Origin of the sequence: Pararhodospirillum photometricum DSM 122, from assembly GCF_000284415.1 — a bacterium.
In the GTDB taxonomy this organism is placed as follows: domain Bacteria; phylum Pseudomonadota; class Alphaproteobacteria; order Rhodospirillales; family Rhodospirillaceae; genus Pararhodospirillum; species Pararhodospirillum photometricum.
Window position 1 is genome coordinate 2985825 of sequence record NC_017059.1, and the last position, 13455, is coordinate 2999279.

A 13455-nucleotide genomic window follows, 5' to 3' on the forward strand; every position below is an offset into this window, starting at 1 on the left:
GCCGGCCCCGCAGGCCGGTCCTCAGCGATAAGCCACGAGGTCACCCCCCGTGGTCAGAAAATAGAGTGTTCCTCCCGCCACGATCGGCGCCGAGGCCATGGCGTCGGGAAGGTCGATGCGGCCGAGAACTTGGCCGGTGTAGGGTGATACTGAATAGGCGTAGCCATCCGACGAGCCGACGATCAGCCGATCGGACGCCAGCACCGGACCGGTCCACAGCAAGGGATCGCCCACACTGCCCGGCTTCTTCCAGCGCGGCAAGGGGGTGATCCACAGGACCTTCCCCGAGCGGGCGTTGAGCGCGGCCAGTTCAGCGTCTTCGGTGATCAAGAACAGGACCTCGCCGGCGAGCCAGGGCTGTTGCGTGCCGGCGACCCGCAGTTGCCACGCCCGGTTCCCCGAGCGCAGATCCATGCCCACCATCAGGCCGCTGTTGCCGATGACGAACAGGCGGTTGCCGTCGATCACCGGGTTGGCCCGGATATCGAACAAGGTCCCCACCGCGTCGGTCCGACGCATCGCGGTGACCGAATCGGCCCACACTTCGGTACCACTGTCAAGGCGCAGGGCAAAAACTTCGCCTGAACTATAGCTGACCACCACCAATCCCTGGTCGATGGCCGGCGTGGGCGCCCCGAGCAAGCTGGCTGTTTCCGGCACCCCGGAATGGGTCCAAAGCTTGCGTCCGTCCGACGCCGACAGGGCCAGGGCCTGGTTATCAATGGTGACCACCACCACCCGCCCCGAATTCACCGCCGGCGCCGCCCGCAAGGGCGCGTCCACCGCGACCCGCCACAGTTCCTTGCCGCTTTGGGCCTCAAGGGCCACGACCTTGGCAAAGCCGGTGGTGACAAACACCTTGCCCTGATCATAGGCCAGCCCGCCGCCCAGCAGCGCCCCATCTTCTTCATCGCGCTTGCGGTCGGGCAGATCCTTTTCCCACAGCGCTTGCCCCGTGCGGGCATCGAAGGCACGAACGCTGGCGTGACGGTCGAGTGTGAAGATGCGACCGTCACCAACAACCGGACCGTTCAGCAAGCGGTCCCGCGTGGTGGAACCGCCGCCAATGGCAACCGACCACACCCGGTGCAAGGCTTCGCCAACCTGCATATGCTGCATGGCGTGATGGGAGTAGCCCCCACTTTGCGGCCAAGCGTCATTGGCCTCGGGGGCCGGCAGTTGGACCGGCTCGTCGCCGCGCGGCGCGCGGGACAGACCACGGTCCTGGGCCAGCACCGTGACCCGGTTGCCGGGCAGGGGGGGCTCCTCGTTCCCTCCGAACCATGAGGAACCAAACCAATCGCTACAGCCGGCCAACGCCAAGGCCATCAGGCTAAAAGTCCCGAAACGGAGGATCCGCGGGTTCATCGGGCTCCTCCGTCGCCGGCCCCCGGCAACGCCTCGGGTACCGGGGCCCCCAGGGCTTCGAGCATCCCGGCCGCGCGCTGGCGCAGACCTTGGGAGGCCAGACGATCCGCCGCCAGCCCCGACAGCAAGGTCACCGCCGTGTCCCGGTCGTCTTTCTTGAGAGCGACGAGTGCCGCCAGTTCCTCGGCCAAGGGCCGCCAGGGTCCGGCCCCGCCGCGCAAGGGGGCCAGCAAGGAATCGACGGTGGTCGCATCGAGCAGGTCGAGGCCGTGCGAGACCGCGAGCACCCGTGCCGTATCGCGAAACACGGGATCCACCCCATGATCGGCGGCCAAGCCCTGGTACAGAGCCACGGCCTCGGCGGTTTTGCCGTCTTGGGCCAGCAAGGCCGCGCGCCGCAAGATGGCAAGGGGCACCACGCCGCCACGCCGATCCTGGGCAATGGCCGTCAAGGCGGCCTCGGCGCCGGCCCGATCGCCCGCCGCCAACTGGCTGTCCGCGGCCTCATAGGCGGCCGCCGCTGCTGCCCGCTCCCGGGCTTGCCACGCCTGCCATCCCTGGCCGGCGGCAACCCCGCCCACCAGCAGCACCACGCCGGCCAGGACATGGCCGCCGTAGCGTGCCCAGAGAGAGGCCAACCTTTCGTGGCGCAAATCCTCGTCGATCTCCCGGAAGAGCGCTTCCTGGTTGGGGTCCACAGGTGTCATCGGAGGCTTGACCACGCTCTTTCTCCTGCGCCTTGCGCGTCTTCGGATGCTGGCCGGTTCGGGCCGAAAAAAGGGGTTTTACCATACCGGGGCTCTTTGACCTTGGCAACGAAAGGCCGCCGCGCCAGGGAGGCTCCCCCGCGCAGAATACATCCATAGCGCTAACATGGTAGGCGCATACACTTGACTTTTGGTTCAGATTATTATAGTTCTATTTAATCTGAGATGCAGCCCCAAAGCCACCCCTTGTTCGTCGCGGGGCCCGGGAGGGGAAGCAAGACCTTAATGCCATCCGATCCCGGGGGCAGGCCCCGGCGGAAGCAAAGGAGGAGCGCCGTGAAGAAACCTGTTCTTTGTGCCGTGGTGGGCTTGGCCTGTCTGGCGGGACCGGCTTTGGCCCAAGATCCTGGCCACGCGACCCGCGAAGATGCGGTGGCGATCGTGCAAAAGGCGGTGTCGGCGGCCAAGGCCGAGGGAAAAGAGGTGGTCTACAGCGCGATCACGGCCAAGGATCCGCGCTTTCTTGACCGCGACCTTTATATTTTTGTCTGGGACATGAGTGCCAACACCCTGGCCCATGGCTCGAACCCCAAGATGGTCGGCAAGAACCTAGCCGACGCCACGGATACAGATGGCAAGGCTTTCGCCCAGGAACGCCTGACCCTGGCCAAGACCAACGCCTCATTCTGGACTGACTACAAGTGGTCAAACCCCCAGACCAAAAAAATCGAGGAAAAATCGACATATTGCGAGGTTTACGAGGAAAACCTGCTGTGTGCCGGTATCTATAAACAGTAAATCACCCAACACAAAAAATATATTTATTAAGGAGAACGGCGGTGAACGTTTTCTTTCGATGGATTGACAACCTTGGGATCCGATCCAAGGTTTCGTTCACGCCGTTTCTTCTCTCCGTTACCCTGAGTGTCTTTGTTGCCTACGGCACATGGGTTTTTACCGAGAATAGCGAGGCGGTCCAGGGGCTGATGGGGTACCAGGAGCGCGTCGATGCCATGACCGATTTCCTTTTGGAAAGCTCGGCCACCCGGGGCGAGCTTTACCGCCTCACCTCGTTCGCAGCCGCCAGCACCGATGCCGGGGCCGTTGCCCGCGAGACCACCAAAGTCAAACAGAGGATTGACGCCCTGGAGGCGCAGGGCAGGGCCATGGGCCAAGCCGCCCGTGACGGGGGCGTTGAACCCCCTGTGGTCGAGGCCGGGCTCGACGGGATCAAGGCTTTCGCCAAAAAAGCCCTCGACATCATCGATCTCGTTGAGACCGATCCCGCCATGGCCCTCACGCTGATGGCGCAAACCGAAAAAGCCTACCTCGACGCCCAAACCCGACTGGAGGCGATCCATGCCCGGATCGACAGCCTCAACCATGCGCAGGGCAAAGGGCTCCAGTCCTCTCTCTTGTCCACCCGCGGTCTGTTTCTCGGACTAGGAGCCCTGGCCTTGGGCCTGGGATTCTTGCTGAGCGTTATCGTCTCGTGGCGTATTTCCACGCCGCTGCGGGCCTTGACCCAGGTGTTGGACCGTCTCGCCCGCCAGGACTATGACGTGACGGTCCCGTGTCAGGCCCAGAAAGACGAAACCGGGATCATGGCCCGCGCCCTTCAAGTGTTACACCAGAGTCTGCGCGATGCCGAGCGCCTTTCCGCCGAAAAAACCGCCGCCCAGGCCGCCCAGCAAGAACGCGCCCGGCGCATCGATAGCCTTGCCGGGTCTTTTGAGAGCACCGTGGCGCGGGTCCTCGAGAGCGTGGGAGGAGCGGCACGCGACCTCACCCTGACCGCCCGCGACATGGCCGCCGTCGCCGACGAGGCCAACGCCAAGGCCCAAACCGTGGCCCGGGCCGCCAATACCGCCAGCACCAACGTCCAGACCGCGGCCTCGGCCGCCGAGGAAATGAGCGCCTCCATTCGTGAGATCAGCGCCCAGGTCAGCCACTCGACCCAGATCGCCGGCCACGCCGTGACCGAGGCCCGCCAGACCAACACCATCGTGCAGGGCTTGGCCGCGGCCGCCCAAAAAATCGGCGACGTGCTCGGGCTTATTACCCAAATCGCGGGGCAAACCAATCTGTTGGCGCTGAACGCCACCATCGAGGCCGCCCGCGCCGGGGATGCGGGCAAGGGATTTGCCGTGGTGGCCGGAGAGGTCAAGTCGCTGGCCGGTCAAACCGCCCGCGCCACCGACGAAATTGCCGCGCAGATCACCGCCATTCAAGACAGCACCGCCCATGCCGTTGAGGCCATTGGCCGCATTGGCGAGGTCATTACCCAAATCAACGACATTTCAACGGGGATTGCCGCGTCGATCCAACAGCAAGGCGAAGCCACCACCGAAATATCGCATGGGGTGCAGCACGCCGCCACCGGCACTCTCGAGGTGTCGCGGACCATTTCCCAGGTGACGGAAACGGCCGCCACCACCGGGCACGCCGCCGAAAAGGTCATGGGCGCCGCCGATGGCTTGTCCCACCAAGCCGAGACCCTCCGGCACGAGGTCGAACGTTTTATCTTTGCCCTGAAAAACGCCTGATCTTGCAGGAGGCTTGCCCGAGAGCGCATGGGCGGTGTACCAACGCCTGATCCTGACTGGAGCGCGCCCTTCGTGCGCCCCTTTGAGCGGATTCAGGCCATGCCCCTCCTTCCCACCCTGACCGCCCCCACCTTGACCACCTATGTGGCGCGGACCTACCTTAAAGCGTTGGCCGGGTCGGTCCTCGCGGTATCGGCTCTTCTTTTGCTGTTCGATATCATCGAAATCACGCGACGCGCCGGGTCGCGCCAAGTCGATCTCGACGTGGTCTTGACCATGGCCTTCGACCATCTGCCGATGACATTGCAAAGTGCTTTGCCCTTCGTCTTCATGGGCGGAGCGGTCATTGTCTTTTGGCGGCTGGCCCGATCCAGCGAACTGGTGGTGATCCGGGCGGTGGGGATGTCGGTTTGGCAGTTTCTGACCCCGATTCTGGGGGTGGTTTTGCTGCTGGGCACCCTCAATGTCACCATGCTCAATCCCTTGGCCGCGCGGCTCTATGCAAGTTATGAGCGCATGGAAGCCACCTTGGATGCGGGGACCAAGGCCCCCATTGCCATGTCCAATGGCGGCCTTTGGTTGCGGGAAACCCACCCGGATGGCCAAGTGGTCGTGCTGGCCCGGGGGGTCCGGCAGGTGGACCATACCCTGGTGCTTCAGAATCTGACCCTCTTTCGCTTCGGGCCCGATGGGCGGTTTCGCGAGCGTGTGGATGCCCGCACGGGGGGCCTCGACCATGAGGCCCTGGTGTTGTCCGAGGTGATCGTCTCGCGGCCGGGGGATCCCCTTGAGGTGTATCCGACCTTGACTGTCCCCTCGCGCCTGACCCTGCCCAAGATTCAAGACAGCTTTTCCCCGCCCGAGACCGTCTCTTTCTGGGATTTGCCCGAGTTTATTGCGTTTTTCGAGGCCGCGGGCTTTTCTGCCCACGCCCATCGGCTGCACTGGCACGCCTTGATTGCCTCGCCCCTCCTTCTTGTCGCCATGGTGCTGATGGGGGCCGTGTTCTCTCTCAAGCCCAGCCAACGCTCCGTCAATTGGCTGGCGCGGATTATTGGGGCTCTCAGTGCGGGGTTCGGGGTATTTTTTCTCTCCAAGGTGACTTATACCCTGGGGTTGTCTGAGACCTTGCCTATTGCCTTGGCCGCCTGGACCCCGCCGCTGATCACCGGCTGCGTTGCTTTGGCGATGTTGTTCCACTTGGAGGATGGATGAGTTCCCTCGCTCTGGCGGGGCTGGCTGGCGCTGCCTTCATCGCTCGCCTGATCCTGCTTGTCCTTGATCCCCTCCCCTTGGCCCCGGGCGACATCGCCTTGGCCAAGGCCTTGGCCTCGCTGGGCGCGGTTGTCCTGCCCGCCAGCGCCGAGGACGCCTTAAGCGCCATCGTGACCCACGGCAGCGGCGTCTGGCCACGGCTGCCCGGCCTGCTGGCCCTCACCGCGGCGGGATGGGGCTTGGGCCGCCTGGGGACACGGCTCTACGATGCCCGCGCGGGCCTGCTCGCCGCCCTCCTGTTTCTCACCCTGCCCGGGGTCTCCCTGGCCGCAGCCCAGACCACCGTGGCGTCGGTCTTGCCCTTGCTGTGGCTTCTGGGGGTGGCGTCCCTGCTGCACGCCTTGCAAACCGATACCCTGGCGGGGTGGCTTGGCCTGGGGGTGTGCCTGGGCGTCGGCTTGGGCCTAAGCCCCACCACCGCGCTGTTTTTCCCCTGCCTCTTGCTGTACGCCCTGATCTCCCCGGAAACCTATTCCCTGGGGCGGCGGCGCGGGGTCTGGCTGGCGCTGGCCCCAGGCCTCATCCTGACCGCGCCGGGCTTGGCCCAGCTCGCGCCCTTGGCCCCCACCCCCGGCACCGCCCTGGCCTTTGCCCTCAGCGTGGCGCTGTTGTTGGGGCCACTGACCCTGGTCTTGGCGCTGGCGCCTTGGTCGCGCCACCGCACCGCCGACGACCGCCGCCGGCAAGGGTACAGAGCCCGCCTTCTCCTGGCCTTCAGCGCGCCGCTCCTGGCCGGACTGGTGGGACTGGCCGCCCTCAACCAAGCCCCGGCCCCGGATCTGGCCTTGCCGGCTGGCCTGGGCTTGGCGCTACTGATCGCCAGTGCCTTGGGCCCCCGCGCCCGGGGGCGGTGGATCATTGCCGGCGTGGTGCTGGTCCATATCGGCTTGGGGGCGTGGCTGCTTCATGGGGCAGCGGCGGGGACCCTTGATCCCGTGCGTGCTCTTGGAGCGCTTTCCCTTCCTTTTTGATCACGAGCCCAGCCCATGAGCCTTTCGTCTCTTTCGCGGACTCGGTCCGTCGTCGGCCTGGGGCTTGGCGCCCTGGGTGTGGTCGCCCTCAGCGGGGCTCCGGGAATCGACCTTTGGGTGGCCGGCTTGTTTTTCGATCCCGTGACGCGGGCTTTTCCCCCGTCGTCCTCGCTGTGGGCCCGCACCGCCATTGAAGGCGCCCCGTGGCTGGTCTATGGCGTCTTGATCGGTGTGACGACCTACAGCGCACTGGCCGCCGGTTTGCGCTTGCCCTTCGCCCGGCTCGACCGGCGACGGCTCGCGTTCTTGTACGGCTCGTTGCTGCTGGGCCCCGGCCTTCTCGTCAATCTTGTGTTCAAGAACCACTGGGGCCGGGCCCGCCCCCGGGCCTTGGAGCTCTTCGGCGGCGAGGCTCTGTTCACCCCGGCTCTGGTGCCCAGCGATCAGTGCCTCACCAATTGCTCGTTTCCCTCGGGCCATGCGGCCCTGGGGTTTTGGGTCACGGCCCTGGCCCTGGTGGTCCCGGCGCGCTGGCGAGCGCAGGCGTGGACGGCGGCTCTAATTTTTGGGGGGCTGGTCGGCGGGTCGCGCCTCGTGGTCGGCGCACACTTTCTGTCCGATACCTTGGCGTCGGCCGTGCTGGTCATCGGTCTTAACATTGCCCTCTATCGGTCGATGACCGCTGTCCCGCGGACCACCGGGTGAGGGACGAGGGGGTCTGGGGAGGCCGCGCCTCCCCAGCCTTGCTTTTACGGCGCCGGCGCCGTTGCCGTATAGCCCCGGGCGCACTCGGGAGCCTTTTCCACAGCGGCGTGGAACTCGCCCAAGGTTGGCGCGCTGACCACCACGCTCTGTCCGCCGAGCTGGCAGGTGGTGGACCAGACATGGGACAGGCGCACCGTCTGGGCATTGGAACTGGCACAGGCCGACAGCCCCGCCACCATCACAACAACACAAAGCGTCTTCATCGAAAGATCTTCCCGTTCGAGGGGTCTGGGGAGGTCCGCGCCTCCCCAGCCTTTCTCTTTAAGCGTCGGGCTGGGGCAAGGCGGGCCGCGTCGTGCGCCGCCAGCCAATGGTGCCCAACGCCCCGCAAGAGGAGCACACCGGATCCCAGCGGCTGTGGGTGGTTCCACAGCGCTCGCAGGTCCAGGCTTCGTCGGGCTCGGCCGACAGGGCGTGGAGCAGCCACTGGTTGGCCAGGGCCAGATCCTGGTTTTCCCCTTCTTCCAACTGAGCGACGAGACGGCACACCTCGGGCGACGGCTTGACGCGCACCAGGGGATCAAGCGCTTGGCGGGCCTGCCCCCACAGCCGGGCGGCGAGGGCGGCCCGGGCGAGAGCGATGCGGCTTTGCGGCGCCTCGGGCGTGCTGGCGACCAGGGTCTCCACCCGCTGCAAGCGCTTGAGGGGATCGCCGTCATCGTCAATGGACAGATACAGCTCGGCAATGTCCGGCTGGGGCTGGGAGCGCCACAGGGCTTCCAGCATTTGCTGGGCCTTGCGGCCCTTGCCCTCGGCGAGCAGCAGGCGCGCCGCGATCAAGGTGGCCTCGATCAAGCCGGGGTCCAGCATCAAGGCCTGCTGGACTAGACGCTGGGCCTGGGCCGGAGCGCCCAGGGCGATGACGTGACGGGCCTGGGCGGTCAGCAGGGCGGCCTTGACATAGCGCTGGGGATCGTCGGCCCGACCCGAGCGACCGGCCCGGCCCGACCACCGGCCCAAAACCATCATGGCCTCTTCCCACTGCCCGCGCCGGACCAGGATCGGGAGCAAGGTCCCGCTCGCCCAGGGCGCGGTGACGCCCGCGGCCACGCCCTCGCGGGCCATGGCGAGAACGGTGTCCTCGTCGCCCGCAGCCTGGGCCAGATCCATCAGGCCACGCCGCCCGACCGCGCGAAACTTGGGGTTTTCGCGCAAGGCGTTGAACATGTCGCGGGCTTTTTCGGTATCGCCCTGGGCGGCGGCGGTTTCGGCGGCCAGGAGTTGAGCGCCCACGGCATCGGGCAGCAGCCGCTCGACCTCGCGCAGGGCCTTGCGGGCCAGGGGCAGGTCGCCGCCGCGCACGGCGGCCAGCCCCTCACCCAAGAGCAGGCCGGCACGCTTCAAGCGACGCTCATGCAGGCCGCGGCCGAAAAAGCCGGGCAGGCGGCGCACGCCGCCGTAGAGGCGATAGACCAGCAAGATGACGCCAATCAAGATCAGCAGCGCCACCAGACTGAGCGACGCCGTGGTCTCGAGGTGCCAGCCGATCCAATCGACGGTCAGCGCGCCCGGGTTGTTGGCCAACCCAACGGCGACCCCCACCAGCAAAGCGGTAAACAGAAGGAAGAGCAGAAAGCGGGTCATGGCCTCATCCTTCCGTGTTGCCGGGGTCGCTGGCCCGGGCCGCACCCACCTCGGCCACCGCAAGCGAGGTCAGGTCGGAAAGCGCCGCCTCGGCGATCAGACGATTGGCCACAGCGTCGGTCCAGGGCTTGGCGGCTTCGGCGGCCTTGCCGTCCAGACCCTCCAAGATGAGCTTGGCGCCGGCCAAGTCGTTTTCGGCCACCAGCCGCTCGGCGCGGGCCAGGAGGACCAGCGGGGTGGCCTGAGCGGCGGCATCGTCGGTGCGGCGCACGAGGACCACGGTGGAAAGGGCGCCCACGGTGCGATCGACCCACGAGTCGCTCTCGGAAAGGGCGACGGCCTTGGTCACGGCGTTGGCCATGTCCTTGAAGCGCTCGCGCAAGATGGCACGCGAGACCACGCCGGTGTCGGCCAGCGGGCTCAAGGGAGCGAGCGCGGTCGTGAAGGCGTCGCGGTCGCCAACGATGGCCTCGACGGTGCGCAACTGATCCAAGAAGGGCTCGCCCCGGTCGGCGGCTTCGCGGGCCTGGGCCACCGAGAGCAGCAGGGCCAAGGCCACGGTGCGCCGGGTCAGGGTTTGACGGGCGATCTTCTCGATCTCGGTCACGCGATCGGCCAGCGAGAGAACGTTGGACGGCGCCACCATCGCGGCATTGAGGGTATCGACCCGGCTCTGGACACGCCGGATCTGATCATAGAGATACGCGCTGGCGGTTTCGCTGAGCGGCCCGGTGAGGTCAACCTTGACACCGGCGTTTTCGGCCAGCTTGCGCACCTCGGCCAGCTCGCTTTCCAAGGAGGCGACGCGGGCGTTGGCCGAGGACAAGGCGCTGGACAGGCTGGAGGCTTCGCTCTCCAGGGCCACAACGCGCGGCTCCTCGGGCTTGAAGGGCAGGTCGGGCACCTCGGCGCGGTAGGGCTCGGGAATCTGGTTGCGCCACCAGGAGTAGGACCCAGGCACCGCCAGCGCCGTAAAGACGAGCAGCAGCAGCATCARAAGGCAGCCGCCGCCCCGGCGACGCCGCGGGGCAGGCGGGGGACGACGATCCCCGGCCCCCGCCTCGGACCAGGGGCTGGTGGCCTTGGTCTTGTCGCGCGCACTGCGCCCGGCTGGGGGAGGCCCGCCCCAGGCCGGGGTGCCGTCGCCTGACGGCTTTCCGGCGCTGGGCGGAGCCTCMCACTTGCCATCGAGAGGGTCGTTCTTGGATCGCTCGGTCATGACCGGGAGTCCCCCATGCTTGGTCGGTTCCGAATCAAGGAAGGCGGGGGAGGGCTGGGCGCCCGATCGGCGTCGAGCGCGGCCAGGAGGGACTCCTGGGTCGGCTCGGCGGCCACCCGCACGGCGTGGAAGGAAAGGTCGCCCAGGGCCTGGGCCACGGCTGGGCTCAGGGCATAGACCGTCACCTTGGAGAGGACACCCGTCAGGCCGGCGTCGCGAACCAAGGTGGCGAAAGTGGCGGCGGTGCGCGGTGAAAACAGCAGCACGGCATCGAGCGTCCCGGCCTGGAAGGCCCGGACGGTCTCGGGGGAGAGAGCCCGCGCCGGAAGCGCCTCGTAGAGAACATGGCGGCGAATCTCGAAGCCGGCCGGGGCCAGGGCGCCGGGCAGATCTCCGGCGACCTTGCTGCCGGCGGCGTGCACCAGGGGACCGCGCGAGGGCTGGGCCAAGCGCCGGATCATCTCGCCCAGGGCGACCACATCGCCCTCGGCGCTGTGTACCTGGGTGAAGCCCACCTCACGCGCCACCCGCGCCGTCAGATCGCCAACGGCGTAGACGGGCAAGCGGCGCTCCTTGCTGGCCGCGGCAAAGGCCCGCACACCATTCGCGCTGGAGAAGATGAGGCCTTGGGCCTTGGCGAGGTCGCTCTTGAGAGGATCCCGGCGCCAGAACGGGCGCCGGTCCGATCCCCTCACGTGAATGACCAAAAGAGGTTCAAAAACGATGTCGATGCCCCGCTCCCGCAGGGGAAGCGCGACGCGCTCGGCGTCGTCGCGGGGACGTGTGATGAGCGCGCGCATACTCCGACCGACTCCCTCCTTCGTCGGGACTGCCGTCCGTTCCAAAGCCTTAGGCGTGAGCGCCCGTGAAAAAGTTGGGGCCGGCTTTGGCCAACAGTTCGGCTCCAGCGTCATCGCCAAGAGCCACCGCCTCCGCCACCGATCCCTCACGGGTCGTCTGATGAATGACCTTACCATCGGGACTGATGATCATGCCACGGAAGAACACCCGGGCCTGATCGGTCCCAAAGTCGCTCACCCGGGCCAACCCGCCAATGGGGGTGCGGCACGAGCCGTCGAGCTTGGCCAGGAAAGCGCGCTCCACGGTCACGCACAGGAAGGTCTCGGCGTGATTGAGTGGGGCGAGCCAGCGATGGGCGGCCTCGTCATCGGCCCGGCAGGTGACGCCCACGGCGCCCTGGGCCACGGCGGGCAGCATCTGGTCCACCTCCAGCAAGGAGGTGATCTTGTCGGCCATGCCCAGGCGGTTAAGACCGGCCTTGGCCAGCAAGGTGGCATCGACCTCGCCGCGCGCCAGCTTGGCGAGACGGGTCTGGACGTTGCCCCGGAAAGAGACCACCTTCAGGTCGGGACGCTTGGCGAGGATCTGCGCGCCGCGGCGCAAGGAGGCGGTACCCACGACGGCGCCCAGAGGCAGGGCGTCGATGCTCGGGTGGTCGCGACCGATCACGGCGTCGCGCACATCCTCGCGCTCCAGCATGCAGGGCAGCACGATGCCGTCGGGCAGGTAGGTGGGCACGTCCTTCATGGAATGGACGGCGATATCGATCCGGCCCGAAAGCATGGCCTCGTCGATTTCCTTGGTGAACAGGCCCTTGCCACCGATCTCGGCCAGCGGGCGATCGAGGATCGCGTCGCCGGTGGTCTTGATGACCTCGATGGCAATGGCGCCGGGCTCAGACAGCTCGGGGTGCGCCGCGGCCAGAAGATCGCGAACCTGGTGGGTTTGGGCCAGCGCCAGGGGGCTACCCCGGGTGCCGATGGTCAACTTGGGTTTTGGGTTCATGGCGCTGCTGTTGTAAGGGCTTGGACAGGGTTTTGAAAAGAGGCAATTGACCCGAATCAGGGGGCCGGCGCAAGCCCCGGACCCCGATTTCGGTTTTCGGAAGGAACTTCCTGACGTGGGCGCATACCGGGTTCTTGGATTGGAAACAAGCTGCGATGAGACAGCGGCGGCCGTCGTCGCGGCATCGCGCGACGATTGCGGCTTGGGCGGCGGGCAGATTTTGGCCCAGGCCCTGGTCTCGCAGCTGGAGGAACACCGCCCCTATGGCGGCGTCGTGCCCGAGATCGCGGCACGCTCCCACCTCGATCATCTGGATCGGCTCGTCACCCGCGCCCTTCGGGACTCCGGCGTGGCGCTGCGCGATCTCGACGCCATCGCCGTGACCGGCGGGCCCGGGCTGATCGGGGGCGTCTTGGTCGGCGTGATGACGGCCAAGGCCCTGGCCTTTGCCGCCGAGCGGCCGTTCATCGCCGTCAACCACCTGGAGGCCCACGCCCTGAGCGTGCGGCTGCCGGGCGGCGTTGCCTTCCCCTACTTGCTGGTCCTGGCCTCGGGCGGGCATTGCCAACTGCTGGCGGTCGAGGGGGTTGGCGCCTGCCGCCGCCTTGGCACCACCATCGACGACGCCGCCGGCGAGGCCTTCGACAAGGCGGCCAAGATGCTGGGTCTCGGGCATCCGGGGGGCCCGGCCGTCGAACGCCGGGCCCGGGCCGGCGATCCCCGGCGCTTTGCCCTGCCGCGCCCGCTGGTCGGACGGCCGGGATGCGATCTCTCGTTCTCGGGGCTCAAGACCGCCTTGCGCCAAACCGTCGAGCGCCTGGACGGCCCGCCCTCGGAGCAGGATATCGACGACCTGTGCGCCGCGTACCAAAGCGCCATCGCCGACTGTCTGGCCGATCGCGCTCGGGTCGCCGCCCGCTTGTTCGCCGAGCGCCACGGCGCCGGCCATCCCTTGGTGGTGGCGGGCGGCGTTGCCGCCAACCAGCATCTGCGTGACCGCCTGCAAGAGGTGGCGGTGGCCAACGCCATGACCTTCGCTGCGCCGCCGTTGGCCCTGTGCACCGACAATGCGGCCATGGTGGCTTGGACGGGGATTGAGCGTTTGCGCTTGGGGCTGACCGACACGCTCGACTTTCGGCCGCGCCCGCGCTGGCCGCTTGATCCGGAGGCGGCGCCGGCCCGGGGGCGGGGGCGGTGAAGGCGTGAGTAAGGAA

Annotated in this window: 13 protein-coding genes; 6 read left to right on the forward strand and 7 right to left on the reverse strand. The window is 67.2% G+C overall.

Translation table 11 applies throughout. From position 1 onward, the window contains the following. Positions 1–21 precede the first annotated feature (21 nt). Positions 22–1368 carry an outer membrane protein assembly factor BamB family protein gene (locus RSPPHO_RS13355; protein WP_014415741.1) on the reverse strand — a complete coding sequence of 449 codons (1347 nt, stop codon included), beginning with the start codon at positions 1366–1368 and terminating at the stop codon, positions 22–24. Next, entirely contained in the window at positions 1365–2090 is a 726-nt protein-coding gene (locus RSPPHO_RS13360; RefSeq protein ID WP_014415742.1) for a tetratricopeptide repeat protein, read from the reverse strand. Before RSPPHO_RS13360 ends, RSPPHO_RS13355 begins: the two co-directional genes overlap by 4 nt. A 321-nt stretch (positions 2091–2411) precedes the next feature. On the opposite strand from RSPPHO_RS13360, the gene RSPPHO_RS13365 reads away from it, so the two are divergent. From RSPPHO_RS13365 to RSPPHO_RS13385, 5 genes are all read left to right on the forward strand, one after another. Continuing rightward, the gene (locus RSPPHO_RS13365) at positions 2412–2873 is read left to right on the forward strand and encodes a cache domain-containing protein (RefSeq protein WP_041795562.1); all 462 of its coding nucleotides are present in this window, start codon (positions 2412–2414) and stop codon (positions 2871–2873) included. A 41-nt stretch (positions 2874–2914) separates the two neighbouring features. Next, entirely contained in the window at positions 2915–4621 is a 1707-nt protein-coding gene (locus RSPPHO_RS21255) for a methyl-accepting chemotaxis protein (protein ID WP_014415744.1), read from the forward strand. A gap of 99 nt (positions 4622–4720) precedes the next feature. Continuing rightward, the gene (gene lptG, locus RSPPHO_RS13375) at positions 4721–5836 is read left to right on the forward strand and encodes an LPS export ABC transporter permease LptG (protein ID WP_041797453.1); all 1116 of its coding nucleotides are present in this window, start codon (positions 4721–4723) and stop codon (positions 5834–5836) included. Further along, a complete protein-coding gene (locus RSPPHO_RS13380; protein WP_014415746.1) occupies positions 5833–6867 on the forward strand; it encodes a glycosyltransferase family 39 protein in 1035 nt (344 codons plus the stop codon). The genes lptG and RSPPHO_RS13380 overlap by 4 nt, the downstream gene beginning before the upstream one ends. A gap of 15 nt (positions 6868–6882) precedes the next feature. Then, the gene (locus RSPPHO_RS13385; RefSeq protein WP_014415747.1) at positions 6883–7572 is read left to right on the forward strand and encodes a phosphatase PAP2 family protein; all 690 of its coding nucleotides are present in this window, start codon (positions 6883–6885) and stop codon (positions 7570–7572) included. Between the two features lie 44 nt (positions 7573–7616). On the opposite strand, the gene RSPPHO_RS13390 is transcribed toward RSPPHO_RS13385, so the two are convergent. From RSPPHO_RS13390 to hemC, 5 genes are read right to left on the reverse strand one after another with little or no spacing between them, the layout of a single operon-like run. After that, positions 7617–7835, reverse strand: coding sequence for a hypothetical protein (locus tag RSPPHO_RS13390; protein ID WP_014415748.1), 219 nt, complete (start codon positions 7833–7835; stop codon positions 7617–7619). A 58-nt stretch (positions 7836–7893) separates the two neighbouring features. Next, on the reverse strand, positions 7894–9216 hold the full coding sequence (locus RSPPHO_RS13395) for a heme biosynthesis protein HemY (RefSeq protein ID WP_051013883.1): 1323 nt from the start codon (positions 9214–9216) through the stop codon (positions 7894–7896). Between the two features lie 4 nt (positions 9217–9220). Continuing rightward, entirely contained in the window at positions 9221–10435 is a 1215-nt protein-coding gene (locus tag RSPPHO_RS13400) for a COG4223 family protein (protein WP_014415750.1), read from the reverse strand. After that, complete coding sequence (locus RSPPHO_RS13405; RefSeq protein ID WP_051013884.1) at positions 10432–11235, reverse strand: uroporphyrinogen-III synthase; 804 nt, start codon at positions 11233–11235, stop codon at positions 10432–10434. Before RSPPHO_RS13405 ends, RSPPHO_RS13400 begins: the two co-directional genes overlap by 4 nt. A 49-nt stretch (positions 11236–11284) precedes the next feature. Beyond that, the gene (hemC, locus tag RSPPHO_RS13410) at positions 11285–12241 is read right to left on the reverse strand and encodes a hydroxymethylbilane synthase (RefSeq protein ID WP_014415752.1); all 957 of its coding nucleotides are present in this window, start codon (positions 12239–12241) and stop codon (positions 11285–11287) included. Positions 12242–12356: 115 nt separating this feature from the next. Here hemC and tsaD point away from each other — a divergent pair, with 115 nt between their 5' ends. Then, positions 12357–13439: a tRNA (adenosine(37)-N6)-threonylcarbamoyltransferase complex transferase subunit TsaD gene (tsaD, locus tag RSPPHO_RS13415; RefSeq protein ID WP_041795564.1), complete on the forward strand. Its 1083-nt coding sequence runs from the start codon at positions 12357–12359 to the stop codon at positions 13437–13439. Positions 13440–13455: the final 16 nt, after the last annotated feature.

Bases quoted from the DNA above. Each gene is read 5' to 3' on its own strand.
- RSPPHO_RS13405 (WP_051013884.1), bottom strand. From the start codon at position 11,235: ATGCGCGCGCTCATCACACGTCCCCGCGACGACGCCGAGCGCGTCGCG.
- RSPPHO_RS13355 (WP_014415741.1), bottom strand. From the start codon at position 1,368: ATGAACCCGCGGATCCTCCGTTTCGGGACTTTTAGCCTGATGGCCTTG.
- RSPPHO_RS13385 (WP_014415747.1), top strand. From the start codon at position 6,883: ATGAGCCTTTCGTCTCTTTCGCGGACTCGGTCCGTCGTCGGCCTGGGG.
- RSPPHO_RS13380 (WP_014415746.1), top strand. From the start codon at position 5,833: ATGAGTTCCCTCGCTCTGGCGGGGCTGGCTGGCGCTGCCTTCATCGCT.
- hemC (WP_014415752.1), bottom strand. From the start codon at position 12,241: ATGAACCCAAAACCCAAGTTGACCATCGGCACCCGGGGTAGCCCCCTG.
- RSPPHO_RS13395 (WP_051013883.1), bottom strand. From the start codon at position 9,216: ATGACCCGCTTTCTGCTCTTCCTTCTGTTTACCGCTTTGCTGGTGGGG.
- RSPPHO_RS13390 (WP_014415748.1), bottom strand. From the start codon at position 7,835: ATGAAGACGCTTTGTGTTGTTGTGATGGTGGCGGGGCTGTCGGCCTGT.
- lptG (WP_041797453.1), top strand. From the start codon at position 4,721: ATGCCCCTCCTTCCCACCCTGACCGCCCCCACCTTGACCACCTATGTG.